The 17,120-nt window shown below is 62.0% G+C and carries 15 protein-coding genes; 6 read left to right on the forward strand and 9 right to left on the reverse strand.

The features are described 5' to 3' along the window. Positions 1-134: 134 nt before the first annotated feature. Entirely contained in the window at positions 135-1,319 is a 1,185-nt protein-coding gene (locus KRX12_RS06630; protein WP_218364830.1) for an N-acetylmuramoyl-L-alanine amidase, read from the forward strand. A gap of 12 nt (positions 1,320-1,331) precedes the next feature. Here KRX12_RS06630 and KRX12_RS06635 read toward each other — a convergent pair whose 3' ends face one another. From KRX12_RS06635 to rpmH, 8 genes are all read right to left on the reverse strand, one after another. Continuing rightward, positions 1,332-1,937, reverse strand: coding sequence for a hypothetical protein (locus KRX12_RS06635; protein ID WP_218364829.1), 606 nt, complete (start codon positions 1,935-1,937; stop codon positions 1,332-1,334). A 31-nt stretch (positions 1,938-1,968) separates the two neighbouring features. Continuing rightward, positions 1,969-3,057, reverse strand: coding sequence for a ParB/RepB/Spo0J family partition protein (locus KRX12_RS06640; protein WP_218366133.1), 1,089 nt, complete (start codon positions 3,055-3,057; stop codon positions 1,969-1,971). A 116-nt stretch (positions 3,058-3,173) separates the two neighbouring features. After that, on the reverse strand, positions 3,174-4,106 hold the full coding sequence (locus tag KRX12_RS06645) for a ParA family protein (RefSeq protein ID WP_218364827.1): 933 nt from the start codon (positions 4,104-4,106) through the stop codon (positions 3,174-3,176). Positions 4,107-4,283: 177 nt separating this feature from the next. Then, the gene (rsmG, locus tag KRX12_RS06650) at positions 4,284-4,964 is read right to left on the reverse strand and encodes a 16S rRNA (guanine(527)-N(7))-methyltransferase RsmG (protein ID WP_218364826.1); all 681 of its coding nucleotides are present in this window, start codon (positions 4,962-4,964) and stop codon (positions 4,284-4,286) included. A 181-nt stretch (positions 4,965-5,145) separates the two neighbouring features. Beyond that, entirely contained in the window at positions 5,146-6,102 is a 957-nt protein-coding gene (gene yidC, locus KRX12_RS06655) for a membrane protein insertase YidC (RefSeq protein ID WP_218366134.1), read from the reverse strand. A 157-nt stretch (positions 6,103-6,259) separates the two neighbouring features. Further along, positions 6,260-6,571, reverse strand: coding sequence for a membrane protein insertion efficiency factor YidD (gene yidD / locus KRX12_RS06660; protein WP_218366135.1), 312 nt, complete (start codon positions 6,569-6,571; stop codon positions 6,260-6,262). Next, positions 6,507-6,893 (reverse strand): ribonuclease P protein component, encoded by a 387-nt coding sequence (rnpA, locus tag KRX12_RS06665; RefSeq protein ID WP_218366136.1) that lies wholly within the window; start codon positions 6,891-6,893, stop codon positions 6,507-6,509. The genes yidD and rnpA overlap by 65 nt, the downstream gene beginning before the upstream one ends. A gap of 83 nt (positions 6,894-6,976) precedes the next feature. Continuing rightward, a complete protein-coding gene (gene rpmH / locus KRX12_RS06670) occupies positions 6,977-7,120 on the reverse strand; it encodes a 50S ribosomal protein L34 (protein ID WP_083878205.1) in 144 nt (47 codons plus the stop codon). Positions 7,121-8,613: 1,493 nt separating this feature from the next. Between rpmH and dnaA the strand changes: the two genes are divergently transcribed. From dnaA to gyrB, 5 genes are all read left to right on the forward strand, one after another. Next, entirely contained in the window at positions 8,614-10,413 is a 1,800-nt protein-coding gene (gene dnaA, locus KRX12_RS06675; RefSeq protein WP_218366137.1) for a chromosomal replication initiator protein DnaA, read from the forward strand. A 764-nt stretch (positions 10,414-11,177) separates the two neighbouring features. Beyond that, positions 11,178-12,383 (forward strand): DNA polymerase III subunit beta, encoded by a 1,206-nt coding sequence (dnaN, locus tag KRX12_RS06680; protein ID WP_151549762.1) that lies wholly within the window; start codon positions 11,178-11,180, stop codon positions 12,381-12,383. A gap of 10 nt (positions 12,384-12,393) precedes the next feature. Then, positions 12,394-13,638 (forward strand): DNA replication/repair protein RecF, encoded by a 1,245-nt coding sequence (gene recF, locus KRX12_RS06685; protein ID WP_218366138.1) that lies wholly within the window; start codon positions 12,394-12,396, stop codon positions 13,636-13,638. Next, positions 13,635-14,276 carry a DciA family protein gene (locus KRX12_RS06690; RefSeq protein WP_370625556.1) on the forward strand — a complete coding sequence of 214 codons (642 nt, stop codon included), beginning with the start codon at positions 13,635-13,637 and terminating at the stop codon, positions 14,274-14,276. The genes recF and KRX12_RS06690 overlap by 4 nt, the downstream gene beginning before the upstream one ends. 166 nt (positions 14,277-14,442) lie before the next feature. Then, entirely contained in the window at positions 14,443-16,512 is a 2,070-nt protein-coding gene (gyrB, locus tag KRX12_RS06695; protein ID WP_218366139.1) for a DNA topoisomerase (ATP-hydrolyzing) subunit B, read from the forward strand. Between the two features lie 99 nt (positions 16,513-16,611). Here the strand turns inward: gyrB and KRX12_RS06700 are convergent, their stop codons facing one another. After that, the gene (locus KRX12_RS06700; RefSeq protein ID WP_218364819.1) at positions 16,612-17,061 is read right to left on the reverse strand and encodes a hypothetical protein; all 450 of its coding nucleotides are present in this window, start codon (positions 17,059-17,061) and stop codon (positions 16,612-16,614) included. Positions 17,062-17,120 lie beyond the last annotated feature (59 nt).

Here is a 17,120-nt window from a genome sequence, read left to right on the forward strand (position 1 = left end):
AAAGTGCCTTTCTCAGCAACTTTCGTTTAGCGGGCTGCCCGCGCCTAGAATAGTGACACGCTGAGATATCAGTTGTCGTGCTGCGCACAAAAAAGCCGCGCAGCGCGGCTGCAATCTATGTAGAAGGGACCTCGGTGGTGGACGTGTTGCGGGTTGGTGACCGTAGCCCGCGCGTAGCGGAAGTACGGAAGAGCCTTGCTCGTCTCGGACTGCTTTCCGTCGACGAATCCGCGGACGGATCTTCTGATGACTTCGATAGCTATGCAGCAACCGACACGCTGTTTGATACCGCCCTTGCCGAGGTCGTTCGTGCCTTCCAGCAATCCCGCGGCATCATCGCCGATGGCTGTATTGGTGAGATCACGCTCCGTGCCCTTCGCGAGGCCTCCTATACCTTGGGCGCCCGCGTACTGCAGTACCAGCCGAATAACACCCTGGTGGGAGATGACGTGGTGCAGCTGCAAACCCAGCTGCAAGAACTCGGCTTCTACACCGACCGCATCGACGGCCGCTATGGGCCCAACTCCTTTGATGCGGTGAAAAACTACCAGCTCAACTACGGTCTTGAGACCGATGGTATTTGCGGGCCTAAGACCATCAAGGCCCTCAGCCGGCTGGGACTACGCATCACGGGTGGCTGCCCGCAGGCGATCCGCGAGGATGAGCAGATTCGCCGCGCTGGGCCACGCCTCGCCGGTAAGCGAGTTGTGATCGACCCAGGCCTCGGCGGCAAAGACCAGGGCATGACGGTCGTGGGCACCTATGGCGCCATTACGGAAGAAGAAATCCTCTGGGATATCGCCACCCGCCTCGAAGGCCGCATGATCGCAGCCGGTATGGAGACCATCCTCTCTCGCCCGCGCGGCGATAATTCCTCCGCGGAGTCCCGCGCCGATGTGGCGAATGCCTTTGGTGCGGATCTCATGATCTGCCTCCAGGCCGATCGCTACAAGAATGACAAAGCCTCCGGCGTGGCCACGTTCTACTTCGGCTCTGCCCTCGGCTCCTCCTCGCTGACAGGGGAGAAGCTCTCCGGCTTCATTCAGCGCGAGATCGTTGCCCGCACCCAAATGATCAACTGCGGCAATCACGGCCGCACCTGGGAGCTGCTGCGCCTGACCCAGATGCCCACCGTGGAGGTCGTCACCGGCTATCTCACCAACGATGCCGATGTGGCGAAGCTGACCGACCCGATGGTGCGCGATGATATCGCCGAGGCCATCGTGGTGGCCGTGAAGCGCCTCTATCTCATGGATGCCGATGATCAGCCCACCGGCACCTACAATTTCGCCGAACTGCTCGAGCAGGAAAACTGCTAAGTAGCGACCCCGCTAGCAGCGCAGCTCCGCGCTGAGGGTGTCCATGGCCGCCGCCGCCAACACTGAGGTGTCTGGCGGCAAGCGTATTTCTAGCCGGGGCACCACGGGGTGCTCGCGCACCACCTCAAAGCCCGCGGCCCGCAGCTCTTCTTCGCTCATCAGGCCGATACGCTCGGGCACCCAGTCCAGCTCCTCCCGGCCGCTGGCGCGCCAGCCGAAGGCCTGCACGGTCTCTATGCCGCGGCGGCTGAGGTGCATGAGGGCGGCGTCGATAAGCACCGGAGCAGTACCCAGATGCGGGGTGCGAAATAAGGAGCTGAGCAGCATAGCGCGGCGGGGAACCGGGCCGCTGGGCAGGCGGCTGACGCCGCCGGCGAGCGCGGGCGGGCAGAAGAGAATGGTGCCGAGAGTCTCGGCGGGGGTGATGAGGTTGAAGCCGCACACCCCGAGGGTGGTGGCGGCATGGACGATCCACGCCTCTTTTTCTAGGGCGCTATCGCGGATGAGGGCCTCATCGGCGGCCGCAACCTCCCAGAAGATGCTGCGGCGCGCCTGCGGGTGCACATGCTTTAGACCGCGCGGATCGAGCCGCAGCAGCTGGATGTGATCGGTGCCCATTGTGATCCCCGGCCCGTAGCGTGCACCTACATTAGCGCTCGAGGAGCTCGACGATACGCTCGAAGTCCTCGCGGCCCGCGAACTCCACGATGATCTTGCCCTTCTTCTTACCGGCCTGCACGGTCACCTTGGTGTCCAAGCTATCGGCCAGGGATTCGGCGGCGTGAGTGAGGTATTCCGGCTGCGGGGCCTTCTCGCGGGGCGGGGTTTTCTCCGCGTTGCCACCACGATTGAGCAGGGTGACGGCCTCCTCGGTGGCGCGCACGCTCAAGCCCTCGGCCACGATCCGCTTGGCGAGCTTCTCTTGGGCCTCTTCGCCCACCTTCACGCCTAGCAGGGCGCGGGCATGGCCGGCGCTCAGCACCCCGGCAGCCACCGTGCGCTGTACCGACACCGGCAGGGCGAGCAGCCGGATCATATTGGTAATCACCGGCCGGGAGCGGCCCAGTTTATCGGCCAGTTCCGCCTGGGTGACGCCGAACTCCTCCAGCAGCTGCTGATAGGCGGCGGCCTCTTCCAGCGGGTTGAGCTGCACGCGGTGGATATTCTCCAACAGCGCATCGCGCAGCATCGTGGAATCCTCGGTCTCGCGCACGATCGCGGGGATTTCCTGCATGCCGGCCTTGGTGGCCGCGCGCCAGCGGCGCTCGCCCATGATCAGCTCATAGCCATCGGCTACCTCGCGCACCACGATGGGCTGCATGAGGCCAAACTCCTTGATGGAGTGGGTGAGTTCGGCCATGGCCTGCTCATCGAAGACCTCGCGGGGCTGCTTCTCATTGGGCTCGATCAGCCCAATGGGGATCTCCCGGTACGTCGCACCCATCGGGGTGGAGTAGTCCTCGTGGATATTCTCGGGGCGGCTGCGCTGCACGCCCTTCTGACTGCGCTGCCGGCCCTGGCCTTTGCCACTTTGGCCGTTGCTGCCGTGGCCGCGGGCGCCCTGAGAACCACCCTGGGAGGCGCGTCCTCCCTGCTTAGCGGCGGCGTCGCGCTCGCGAGAGGATTCGCCCAAAACGATGCTCGCGGCATTATTGCCCAGCCGAGGCTTGGCGGAGCCATCGGGGATCAGCGCCGCGAGACCGCGGCCGAGACCGCCTTTACGAGTTTCATTCGCCATGGTTGCTCAACATCCTTCGTTTGCGTTCCGCGTGGGCACTGCAGTGGCGCTTAAGCGCCTGCGATCGAGACGATTGCCCCGCTCGCCCCCAGTATCTTTCCCGAGCATGTATTCCGTCAATCCTCATCGCCGGAGGGGACCTGGCCGATAGGGGAGGACTCCTCGGTGGCGGGGTAGTCGCCGCGATTATTCAGCTCCCGTGCCGCATCCAGATAGGCCATGGCGCCACGCGAACCGGGATCATATTCCAGCACTGTCTGGCCATAGCCTGGCGCCTCGGAGACCTTCACACTGCGCGGGATCACGGTGTTGAGCACCACCTCGCCGAAGTGATTGCGCACCTCGCTGCTGACCTGCTCGGCCAGCTTGGTGCGGCCGTCATACATGGTGAGCAGGATCGCGGAGATGTGCAGATCAGGGTTGAGGTGGGTGCTGATCATGGAGATGTTATTGAGCAGCTGGCCCACGCCCTCCAGTGCGTAGTACTCGCACTGAATCGGAATGATCACCTCATTGACGGCGGTCATGGCGTTAATCGTGAGCAAGCCCAGCGAGGGCGGGCAGTCGATGAGCACATAGTCCAGGTCGTGCTCGGTGAGGAAATCCTCATTAATGGCATCTGCCAGGCGATATTCGCGGCGCACCATGGACACCAGCTCGATCTCCGAGCCCGCCAGATCGATCGTGGCGGGAATGCAGAAGAGATTCTCCGAGAACTCACAGCTCTGCATCGCCTCCTCGGCGGTGGTTTCGCCAAGGAGCAGCTCATAGCTAGAGATGGTGCCGGCGCGATGCTCCACGCCGAGCGCGGTGGAGGCATTGCCCTGCGGGTCGAGGTCAATCACCAGCACCCGCAGCCCACAAATCGCCAGACCCGCGGCAAGATTGACGGAACTGGTGGTTTTACCTACCCCGCCCTTTTGATTCGCAATGGTCATGATGCGCGGCCGCTCGGGTCGAGGCAGCTTCAGCGCATTCGGGGTGCGCACCTGCGCCGCCCGCTGTGCCGCAGCGGCAATGGGTGTGTCGTCCCACGTAGTTTCATGCATGCTCGCTGATCTATCCCCTCTATGGCTGGCCTATGAGACTACCGCGTGCGCTGCCCAGATTATGGCCATCATGCTTATCGACGCCATCCTCCTGGCGCGCACACCTAGGCCTCTAGCCTAGTGCCTCACTGTGTCACCAACCAATGGGGTATGAGGCCGGCGCACCCGCAGCAATCTCTAGCGGCGGCGCGGGATACTGATCACCGTGGTGGGCTGCTCCAGCACACCCTCGCCGACGGTCATGATCGTGCCCAGTCCACCGCCGGCCTTGGCGATGATGGCGTGATCGCGTTCCCATTCCTCGTGCACACTCGAGCCTTTGAGGGCAATCATTTTCCCATTCGGGCGCACCAGCGGCATACACCAGCGGGCGAGCTTGCCCAAGGGGGCCACCGCCCGCGAGGTCACCACATCGAAGCGGCCAACCTCGGCGCGCACGGTTTTTTCTTCGGCGCGGCCACGCACCACCGTGACGTTGTCCAATTCCAGCTCTTCTACCACTTCCCGCAGATAGGTGGAGCGCTTGAGCAGCGGCTCGATGAGGGTGATGGAAAGATCGGGACGGGCAATAGCCACCGGAATGCCGGGCAGACCCGCACCGGAGCCAATATCGGCCACGCGGCGGGCATCGGCCGGTATCGCCTCGGTGACCACTGCGCAGTTGAGGATATGCCGCTCCCAGAGCCGGGGGATCTCGCGGGGGCCGATGAAGCCGCGCTGAGTGCCGGTGGTCGCGAGCGAGGCGTGATAGCGCACAGCGAGGTCAAGGCGCTCGCCGAAGACGGCAGCCGCGCTCGCAGGCGGTGGAGTCAGCTCGGTGCTCTGCTCGCCCTCCGACTCTGGTTTCACGTGAAACATCCCTTTCCTCATCCTCGGCGCTGGCCGTATCTCATGCTCGGCCAGACTGCACTGTCTTCCTCACTATACGTTGCCCTATGCGGGCCATCCCAAGGGGGAATATGAGTCGCGGCCCAGCATCACTGCGAAGAGGATGCTGGGCCGCGGGGGCTCATTCGGCCGCGAGGCCGCTAGGGCGCGTTTAAGAGTTGCTGCCCTTCTTCGGGTTCTTCGGCTTCTGGCCGGGGCGAGGAGCAGTGGTGCGCTTCGCTTCGCGCTTGCGGGCGAGCTCTTCCTCCTCCTCGGCGTCGACCTTGGCAAAGATCCAGCGCTGCTGGAAGAAGGTCCACACGTTATTCGATGCCATGTAGAAGAGCAGTCCGATGTGCCAGAAGACACCGGTGAAGAGGATGATGCCGGGCATGAACCAGAGCATCATCTTGTTCATCATCTGCATCTGGGTGGCCATCATGTCATTCTGCGGGGCCTTGGTCTTGCCGGAGCGGCGGCGCTCCTCCTGGCGGGACACCGACAAGCGGGCGTTCATGTGGGTAGCGAAGACCACGATGAGGATCAGCGGGGTGGCGACGGCAATGATCTTGGCGCGGGTGAAGTCCACGGTGCCGAAGGCGCCGAACATCTCATTGGGCATGGAGATATAGGACGATAGCGGCACCCCGAAGATACGAGCATCGAGGAAGGACTGCACCTCATCGACACCGAAGATGTAGTTCGGGGTATTGCGATTGACCTCAATGGACAGGCCCAGCTGAGTGCCGCCGCTACCGGTGCGGTTGAAGGACCGCAGCACGTGGAACAGGCCGATGAACACCGGCATCTGGACGAGCAGCGGGATACAGCCGGCGATGGGATTGACGCCCATCTCCTTCTGCAGCTTGCGCGACTCCTCCATCATCTTGGCTTGGTCGTTCTTGTACTTCTCGCGGATGGCCTGCATCTTCGGCTGCATCTCTTGCATCTTCAGCGTCGAACGCATCTGCTTGAGCATGGGCCTGACGAGGAAGGCACGGATGGTCACCGTCAGAAGAACGATGGCGAGCACCCAGGACACACCCGAGTCGGGGTCGAGGACATAACTGACCACCTTGTGCCAAAACCACAAGATGGCAGAAATTGCGTAATAAATAGGATCCAGCACGGCGTTCTGAATGCTCCTTTAGCTGCTACGTGGTGTGATGATCGTTCAGGGGTTCAGCAGCGCGCCGCTCAGCGCCTGCGTCGTGCCGCAGAAAAACACAGCCACACGGGGTGTTCGCTCGCGCCGCCACCGGCGACACATATGCGAGTATATTTCATCATTTTCTCTGCACCGGAGGCACGGGGTCATAGCCGCCCGGATGCCAGGGACCACACTTACTCAGACGAATAACGGTGAGCAGCACTCCACGCAACGCCCCAAAGCGCTGCAAGCTCGCAAGCGCATAGGCACTGCAGCTTGGCTCGAAACGGCAGCTCGGGCCGCTTTTGAGCCCAGAAAAATACTTCTGGTACAGCCGCACCCCGGCTACTAACACCGCGGTCAGTGGGCCGCGCCGAGCGGGCCTAGTCGGACTGTGCGGCGCGCTCGGCGAAGCGTCGTCGACTGCGTGCGAGTGCTCGTCTAACATCGTCCTCTAATTTCTCTGAGGGGGCATCGGCGCTGGCAGGCAGCGCCCGAATGACCACTCGGTCGGTACGATCGAGCTCCTCGGCGAGCTCGGCACAGATATGCCGCAGCCGCCGGGCGACGCGGTGACGAATCACAGCATTCCCGACGGCTTTAGACACGATGAGCCCAAAATGCGGCCCACCAAAGCTCACCTGGGGCTCCCGCTCCTCGCAGGCGCGCGAGTAATAGGCAACCACGCGCTTGGTTCCGGCCCGGCTTGCACCGGATACAGCCTGCGAAAACTCCGCAGAGGAACCAATTTTGAGGTTCTTCGGAAGCATCAGTGCGCCCCTCGAGTAATTTTTCGGTGGCGAAGCCGCGGGTCACACACTGCGTGACACCGCCGCCTCACGGGAAAAGAAAACTACGCGGTGAGGCGAGCACGGCCCTTGCGGCGACGTGCAGCGACGATAGCGCGACCGGAACGGGTGCGCATACGAGTACGGAAACCGTGGACGCGGGCACGACGACGGTTATTGGGCTGGAAAGTCCGCTTGCCCTTAGCCATAGGTCAAACACTCCTTGAAAGTTTGCTGTCACAAGCTCCGCGCTGCTCAGCACGAGAGGCTCAGACCGCGAGGGCGGCCTGAGACGCTGGCGCTGCGCGACGCCTAAGGAACTCATGAGATGAATTCTCTTCTTCCCCTCTTCCGCCGAAGCGAAACAGGATGCAGATCGATACTTCAGCTTCCGCAATGAGGTGGTCACCCACCTCCGAGCCGGCGCTCGGATCAGCGCACTGTACCGCCAAAGCATCGTCCACACGCGGCCCTGCCCACTCCACCTGCAAGGCTCAACCTCAGGTTGAACCCATGATGCAGCTGCGTGACCGCAATAGACCTAGACAGAATACGGTACGACCGTCGTGAATAACAAGTTGCCACGCGGATAAGATTCGTGGCGCTAGCTGGGCTAACTTACATCACTGTGCTTTTCCTGCTGTAGCTGTGCTGCAACAGCGGTGCCCTCGCGGGCCGGTGTGTACCGCCCCATATGCCGCACAAATAGTACGGGTGTACTGGTATTTAGCTGATCCCGCCAGCACCCGCCTCGAGGAGTGTAAGGCGCACTCGCTACTGCCATCTACACCCTTAACTCGCGCGGCCAGAGGCGACGAGCCGGCGGAGCGCCACGGCCCTGCGGCGGGGGGAAGATCGACGTTTTTTACCCCTGAAATACCGCGGTTGTAATTTTCGGCCCGACACCCTGCATCCCTCTTCTTTCGCTCCTGCGGCAATGCCGCTGCGCTAAGGAAAAGAGCATGTCATCGCAATCTGGGATTATCGGCTTTCCGGGCGACGGCCCGGCGATAAAGATAATTACAGCATTGATATTCCCTGCAATTGTTGGACTGTATCCACCACCGGCGGGTAACAATGGAAACCGTGAATTAAACACAGCTGTGAACACCCCGTGGCTGTGGATAACTCTAAAGCTGAAGTTGAGACTCCTCCGAGGCCAGTGCTTTGGTGCAGCTCAGAACCCATTTTTTCGGCGATTTAGTTATGCACAGGCTCTCGACTAGGCTGTGGATAGCGCTTGTGCAGTCCAGTTATTCACAGCTGTGGATAACGTTGTGGAAAACTCCGCATCACCATGGAGTTCGGCTTTGCCGGCTCTGTGCACACGGCGGTGTAATCACACAACCGTGTATCCACAGCGAGGCGTTCTTTTCGGCTTAGATAATCCGCTTTTTCTGCGGTTATGAACAAGCTCGACAAGGCCGTTGGGGAGAGGGGAGACCGGCTTCAGGCGCGCCTGCGCCCCTGGGCTTGGGTGTTTCCTCGCGTCGCCGCGATAGCGGTGAGCTCGGGGTGTCCATGGCTGGTGGCTGCAGCTCCCTGCGAGGACACCGTTATTCGGAAACGACATCCTCGCTGGGAAAACGTATCGTGCCTGGGAGCAGGGATGGTGCGGATATGTCGTTTCCGCGTGCCATCACCCGGTGGTGGTGCTGTGCCCATGATTGTCCGTCCACCCGTGTAGTAAGGGGCTTTCCCTGTGACAGAGCATTCTGGTTCTCTCGCCCAGACGTGGCAGAGCGTGATTAACGATCTGCTGGCGCTGTCTGAGCAACCCTCCTCCGGGATCGGACCAATTAGCGCCCGCCAGCGCGGGTTTCTCAGCCTCGTCACCCCCGTGGCTCTCGTGCCGGGCTATGCGGTGCTCGCCGCGCCTCATGCCATGGCAAAAACCGTGATTGAACAGGACTTGGGACCTGCGCTGACCTCGGTTCTCACCACCCACATGGGCCGGCCGACGGGACTTGCCGTCAGCGTCAATCCGGAAGCAATCATGCCGGAGACCACCGCCGCGGACCCCGAGCAGGCCACGGAGTATTCCGAGCACACCCAGCACCACCCAGACCCCAGCGAGGCGGCGAACACCGCGGCCACGGAGATGCTCAATAACGACAACGCGGCGGTCGTTCCGCCGCCGAGCAGCGCGCAGCCGCTGTCGCAGCCGACCGCGCACTCCGAGGGCGAGAGCCCGCAGCAGCAGTGGGCGGATCAGGGCTGGCAGGAGCGGAATTGGCAGGAAAGCCACGCCAACTATTCCGAACAACCGCAGTACTCCGAGCACACCCAGCAGGGCCAACGCCCCCACCCCGGCCAACCCCCTCAGCCCGGCCAGCATGGGGCGCAGCACCATGACTCGTTGCCGCAGCGCGGCCACGATGCCTCGGTGGGCTTCGGCCACCCAGCACCCAACCCGCAGGCGGCACCGCAGCGCTATACCCGCGAACAGCCGGCCCCCAAGGCCTCCGCGGAAGGATCACTGAATCCGAAGTACACCTTCGATTCCTTCGTCATCGGATCGTCTAATCGTTTCGCCCACGCCGCGGCAGTCGCGGTGGCGGAAACCCCGGCGAAAGCCTTCAACCCGCTGTTTATCTGGGGCGGCTCGGGGCTGGGGAAAACCCACCTCTTGCATGCTGCGGGGCTCTACTCGCAGGTGCTGCAGCCGGGCCTGCGTGTGAAGTATGTCTCCAGTGAGGAATTCACTAATGACTACATCAATTCGGTGCGCGATGACCGCCAGGAAGCCTTCAAGCGGCGCTACCGCAACCTCGACATCCTCATGGTGGATGACATCCAATTCCTCGAGGGCAAAGAGGGAACGCAGGAAGAGTTCTTCCACACCTTCAACGCCCTCCACCAGGCGGATAAGCAGATCATTTTGTCCTCGGACCGGCCCCCGAAGGAGCTGACCACCCTCGAGGATCGTCTGCGCACCCGTTTTGCCGCGGGGCTAATCACCGATATTCAGCCCCCGGACTTGGAAACCCGTATCGCCATTTTGATGAAGAAGGCCCAGGACGATGGCACGCAGGTGCCGCGCGATGTGCTGGAGCTGATCGCCAGCCGCTTCGAGTCCTCTATTCGTGAACTCGAGGGCGCGCTGATTCGAGTGGCGGCGTTTTCTTCGCTGACCAATCAGCCAATCACCATCGAGCACGCCGAGGTGGCGCTGCGCGACATCATGCCGGAGAACAAGCACGTCGAGATCACCGGGCAGACCATCATCACGGCCTCGGCTAACTACTTCGATATCTCGGTGGACACCATCACCGGCACGAGCAAAACCCACGCGGTGGTGCATGCCCGCCAGCTGGCGATGTACCTCTGCCGTGAGCTCACCGCTCTCTCCTTGCCCCAGATCGCCGAGAAATTCGGCGGCAAGAACCACACCACCGTGATGTATGCGGTGCGCAAGATCAAAAACGAGATGCAAGAAAACCGCGAAACCTACGATCAGATCCAGGAGCTCACCCAGCTCATTAAGAATGGCTCCGCCTAGCGAAGCCTCCGAGCCAGGCTTGTAGCCAGACCGTCACCCCCGCGGGGTAGGGCAGGAGCACCTCCCGCCGACCGCAGCCTGAGAGCGCCCGTGTGCACACTACGTGCCACGGGCGCTGTGTCGTATCTGTACTGGGCGAAGGGGGCAGCGGCGGGGTGTCGAGACGCGCACGGAGGGCGTTATCCACAGAGTTATTCACAGCTGTGTAATTACAGAATTGTCATTTACTGGACGCTCAAAGAAACCGCAGGTCGCCGCCTGTGCATAAGTAGCGATTTTCTGTTGTTCGCAGCCGCCTCGACGGTGCATGCACTGTGCACAACAAGCAGGGGTGGAAAGTTGTGCACAACCCCCTCTAGTTATGCACCTGCTATGCACAGCTTGGAACACATGCCGCAACGCTAGGGTGAGCTGCGCGGATCGTGGAATTACACAGATTGCACAGCACCTACTGCTACTACCAAAGAAAGTTATGGATTGATCTAAGAAGAAATAGGGGGTGTGGACGCGGCGCCGATTCCTGTCATTCACCGCACCCGCCACGACGGCACGCCGCAACGCGTTGGGAGCCGGAATCACATATCCCCTCCGCGTGGATCCCGGTTTATAGCGGAGTGTGATTCTTGTAGGCTGGGAGGGAAGAACAATTGTTTTGCCGCCGATGAGCCGATACTGGGCCATATTCGCCGTATCGCCGAGGACCTGATAACACAGTTTCTTGGCTGCTCAGCGGCTGCTTGTGCTTGAAGGAGCCTCAGCTAAGCATGGAATCGCAGCCTGTGTCTTTCCGAGTATCGAAAGATGACTTTTCCGCAGCCGTGGGCTGGGTCGCTCGTAGTTTGCCCACCAAGCCCACCCAGCCGGTACTTCGCGGCATGGTGATTAGCGCCGACGATGATGGCCTCACCCTGGCCGGATTCGACTATGAAGTATCCACCAAGGTCAGCATCTCCGCGGAGATCGATGAGCCGGGTCGCATCGCCGTTCCCGGCAAGCTGGTCTCGGATATTGTGAGCTCGCTGCCGAATAAGCCCATCGAGGTGCGCACCGACGAGTCCAAGGCATTTTTCCGCTGCGGTTCCTCCAGCTTTGAGCTTCCGCTGATCCCGCTGGATGATTATCCCGCACTGCCCACACTGCCCGAGGTGACCGGCCGAGTGAACCCGAGCCTCTTCAACGAGGCCGTGTCTCAGGTGGCCATCGCCGCTGGTAAAGACGACACCTTGCCGATGCTCACCGGCGTGCACATGAAGGTGCAGGGAAAGAACGTGGTCATGGCCGCCACCGACCGTTTCCGCCTCGCGGTGCGGCGCTTTGAGTGGGAGCCGGTGGCCGATGATGTCGAGGCCGCCCTGCTCATCCCGGCGAAAACCCTGCAGGAAAACGCCCGCTCCATCGATCCCTCGCTCAACGAGAACGTGGAGATTGCCGCCGGTACCGGCGAGAAGGTGGGCGCCGATGGTCTCTTCGGCGTGCATACCCGCAACCGCCAGACCACCACGCGCATGCTGGATGCGGAGTTCCCGAACTACGATCCGCTCCTGCCGAAGGTGCACACCTCTTTGGCAACCGTTGCTATCGGCCCGCTTCTCGACGCCATCAAGCGCGTCTCCCTCGTGGCCGAGCGCAATGCGCAGATCCGCATGCACTTCTCCGAGGGCCAGGTAGTGCTCGCCGCCGGTGCCACCGATTCCGGCCACGCCGAGGAGTCGCTGCCCTGTGACTATCAGGTGGGCGAGGGCGCCGAGGGCCAGGATTCCCTGCTCATCGCCTTTAACCCCTCGTATCTCAAGGAGGGGCTCAATGCCATGCCGGGACAGCGCGTGGTCTTTGGTTTCACCGCTCCTTCCCGCCCAGCGATCATCATCCCCGAGCCGGAGGAAGCCATCGAGGCTAATTCCGCTGGTGAGTTCCCCACCCCGGGGTCGGAATTCACCTATCTGCTGATGCCGGTTCGCCTGCCGGGCTAGTTCCTCCGCGGTGTACATTCGGCATCTCAGCCTGCGCGATTTCCGCTCGTGGCCGAGCCTCGAGATCGATCTGACCCCCGGGATCACGGTGTTTACCGGCCGCAATGGGCACGGCAAAACAAACATTGTGGAGGCGGCCGGCTATGTGGCGCATCTCGGCTCCCACCGGGTCTCCACCGATGCGCCGCTGGTGCGCGAGGGCGCCCAGGCGGCACGGGCATCGGCCACGGTGGTCAACGATGGCCGTGAACTCGCTGGTCATGTGTTAATCAAGGCCCGCGGCGGCAATCAGGCCGGTATTAATCGCACCAAGCTCAAAAGCACCCGCGAACTGCTTGGCGTGCTCAAAACCGTGATGTTCGGCCCGGAGGATCTCAGCTTGGTGCGCGGGGAACCGGCTGAGCGCCGCCACTATCTGGATGCGATCATCGCCTCGCGCAAACCGCGGATCGCCGGGGTCAAGGCGGATTATGACAAGATCGTGCGCCAGCGCAATGCGCTGTTGAAGTCGAACTATGCGGCGCTGCGCCGCGGCTATTCCGCCGATGATGGCGCAGCCACCTTGGCCACCCTCGATTCCTGGGATATGCAGTTGGCCAGCTGCGGCGCGATCGTCCTCGAGGAGCGTCTGCGCACCATTGAGCAGCTGCAGCCGTTGGTTACCGGCGCCTATAGTGGGTTGGCCCCAGAATCCCGGCCGGCGTCGATCGCCTATGATTCCTCGCTCAATGACACCTTGGCAGAAATCGAGGGCCGGCCCGATCGGGGAGTGCTGGAGGCGGCGTTGATGGCGCGTCTGGCCGCGGTGCGCACGAATGAGATCGAACGCGGTATCACCCTGGCCGGGCCGCATCGTGATGATATTCAGCTCATGTTGGGCGGCCAGCCGGCCAAGGGCTTCGCCTCCCATGGCGAGACGTGGTCCATGGCCTTGGCGCTGCGGCTTGCGGAGTTTCATCTGCACCGCGGCGATGGCACCGATCCGGTGCTCATCCTGGACGATGTTTTTGCCGAGCTGGATGCGCGCCGCCGCGCCCAGCTCGTAGGCCTGGCCCAGGACGCCGAGCAGGTGCTCATCACCGCAGCCGTGGGCGATGACCTGCCCGATAATCTGGATGAGCACATTGCTGCTCGCTACTTCGTGGAGGCCGTCGCCGATCCAGAGGGCAAGGAGCATGCTCGCTTATCGACGCTTACCCCCATGCCCATCGATCCTCCTGCCGCGGCTGAGCCCGAGGAGGGTGCGTCGTCGTGAGCGACAAGCAGCAGCCACCGGCCCGCGCGGCAGATCTGATTACCCGTTCTTTTCAGGCGGTGCGCGCCGAGGCGAAAAAGCGGCGGGGATATGTGCCGGATTTATCGCGGCAGCGCCGCGATACCACCCGCCGCCTGGATTCTGATCGCGCCGATTCCTCGGCGATGTTGCAGCGTATGGGCTTAGACAAGTCCTCCTCGACGCCGCGATCCTGGCGTTTGCGGCGCGGCTCGAATACCGTGCTGCGCGCCACCGGCCCAGATGGTCGGGCGCTGCGCCGAGCCCGCACCTTCTCCTCGGTGGGGGAGGTACTTTCGGAGGAAATCACGGCCCGGGGCTGGGGCAAGGACTTAGCCAATGGCTGGGTGCAGACCCACTGGCCGGAGCTGGTGGGGCCGACGATCGCCGGCTATGCCGTGGTGGAAAGGGTGAAGGGAACCACCGTCTACGTACGCTGTTCCACCACCCCGCAGGCGACGAATCTGCGCGCCATGCAGCGCATGATCCTGGCCAAAATCGCAGAAAAGGTAGGCCCCAATGTGGTCACTACCTTGAAGATTCACGGCCCCGAGGCACCCAGCTGGCGCCATGGCCCGCTGCACGTGAAAGGGCGCGGGCCCCGCGATACCTACGGATAGGCTCTGGGCCGGTGCGTCTAGCCCGCCCTGTTTCTGCCTGAGAGCGAATGAGGCGCTAGGCAAGTAGGGGGATAGCTCATCGGGGAGTGAAGGCGGTAATTGGGCCTGTAGGGGTGTAATATGGAGGGGTCTAATTAATCTGTTTCAAGGAGTTTGAGTAATTACAGTGGCTAGCACCGAACACATTTATGATGCCTCCTCAATTACCATCCTCGAAGGTCTTGAGGCAGTGCGTAAGCGCCCCGGCATGTACATCGGTTCTACCGGTGAGCGCGGCCTCCACCACCTGGTGTGGGAGGTCGTGGATAACTCCGTCGATGAGGCCATGGCCGGCTATGCCACCAAGGTGAAAGTTACTCTCTTGGAGGATGGCGGCGTGGAAGTCGTCGACGATGGCCGTGGTATTCCCGTGGAAATGCACCCCTCGGGCGCGCCGACCGTGCAGGTGGTTATGACGCAGCTGCACGCCGGCGGCAAGTTCGACTCGGAGTCCTATGCGGTCTCCGGTGGTCTCCACGGTGTGGGTATCTCGGTGGTCAATGCGCTCTCGACGCGTGTTGAGGCGGATATCAAGCGCGATGGCAAGCACTGGTTGCAGAACTTCAGGAATGCGATTCCGGAGGAGCTGGTGGAGGGCGGCAACGCCCGCGGCAGCGGCACCACGGTGCGTTTCTGGCCGGATCCGGAGATCTTCGAAACCACAGAGTTTAAGTTCGACACCATCGCCCGCCGCTTGCAGGAAATGGCCTTCCTGAACAAGGGTTTGAAGATCGAGCTGATCGATAAGCGCGTCTCCGATGCCGAGGCCGAGCTCGATGCGCTCGCCGAGGCCGGCGAGGACGCCGCCTCCATTGATACTCCTTCCCTGGATGATATCGATGAGCAGGAAGAAAGCCGCGAGGCGCTCGGCGAGGACGCTAAGGATAAGCCCGGGAAGAAGAAGGACAAGGTCCGTGAGTTCTTCTATCCTGAGGGCCTGATCAACTACGTCGAGTATCTCAACGATACGAAGACCCCGATCCACCCCACCATCATCGGCTTCGATGCCAAGACCGATGAGCACGAGGTGGAGATCGCGATGCAGTGGAATAAGGGCTTTAAGCAGTCCGTGCACACCTTCGCGAACACCATCAACACCATCGAGGGCGGCACCCACGAAGAGGGATTCCGCGCGGCTCTGACCAGTTTGATGAACCGCTATGCGCAATCCCACAAGCTGCTCAAGGAAAAGGACGGCAAGCTCACCGGCGAGGACTGCCGCGAGGGCTTGGCCGCGGTGATTTCCGTGCGCGTGGCTGATCCTCAGTTCGAGGGCCAGACCAAGACCAAGCTCGGGAATACCGAGGTGCGCTCCTTCGTGCAGAAGATGGTGAATGAGCACATCGCGGACTGGTTGGAGGCCAACCCCGCCGAGGCGAAGGTGATCATCAGCAAGGCGCTGGCGTCTGCGCATGCCCGCCAGGCTGCCCGCCGTGCCCGTGATCTGGTGCGGCGCAAGTCCGCGACCGATCTCGGTGGCCTGCCCGGTAAGTTGGCCGATTGCCGTTCGAAGGATCCGGTGCGTTCCGAGCTCTACATCGTGGAGGGTGACTCCGCAGGCGGTTCCGCGAAGTCCGGCCGCGATTCGATGTTCCAGGCCATTTTGCCGCTGCGCGGCAAGATCCTGAACGTGGAGAAGGCCCGTTTGGATCGCGTGCTGAAGTCCAATGAGGTGCAGGCCATCATCACTGCTCTCGGCACGGGTATTCATGATGAGTTCGACATCAATAAGCTGCGCTATCACAAGATCGTGCTGATGGCCGATGCCGATGTGGACGGCCAGCATATCGCGACCTTGCTGCTGACGCTGCTCTACCGCTTCATGCCGCAGCTGATTGAGGAAGGCCATGTGTTCTTGGCCCAGCCGCCGCTGTACAAGCTGAAGTGGGGCAAGGGCCGGCCCGGTTTCGCCTTCTCTGATGGCGAGCGCGATGAGCAGCTGGCCGCCGGTCTGGCCGAGGGCCGCAAGATCAACAAGGATGATGGCATCCAGCGCTATAAGGGTCTGGGCGAGATGAGCGCCAAGGAGCTATGGGAGACCACCATGGATCCGGAGACCCGTATTCTGCGCCGCGTGGATGTCGGCGATGCCCAGGCCGCCGATGAGCTCTTCTCCGTGCTCATGGGCGATGATGTGCGCGCTCGCCGCAGCTTCATCACCCGCAATGCGAAGGATGTGCGCTTCCTCGATATCTAAAAGCGCCGCTGCGTAGTCACGCAGCCCGCATACAGCACACCACCCGCCCCTGCAGTGCAGGAGGCGGGTGGTGGTGTATCGCGGTGCAGATAGGGCCGTTTAGCTGGCGTGCTTGTGGATGATCTCTCCGGTTTCGAAGAGGGAGTCGGTGATGAGCTTCTCGCTCTTGCCACGGACCGAGGAGTAGACCTTCTTCAGCGGTGCGGCCGAGATCTTATCGGCGTTGCGGTCCGCCACGGTCATGATGGAGTTGACCACCTCGGTGGAGTTCTCCTCGAGGTAGGTGCCGAAGCTATGACCAGCCCCCGGCTCCTGGAACTTCTGCCAGTAGGGATCCAACTCATCGGCCATTTCGGGGAGCAAGCGGCGGGAAGCCTTATTCACGATGTCCGCATCCACCTTCTTGGCGGCGGCGAGAGCACCGGTGAGCAGCTTGCCGGAGATACCGCTTTGCTCCTGCACCTTCTTCTCCACCAGGGCGCTGAAGTCGGAAACGACGGCGCTGGTGGTGTCATCGTCCTTGGTGAGCAGTTCGCGTAAATGTTGCATGACCCTCATGGTACGGGCTCTGAGCTGCAGATAACGCAATATCCTTGTAGTTCCACATT

The sequence above is a fragment of the Corynebacterium sp. TAE3-ERU2 genome, assembly GCF_019209955.1.
GTDB lineage: Bacteria > Actinomycetota > Actinomycetes > Mycobacteriales > Mycobacteriaceae > Corynebacterium > Corynebacterium megadyptis.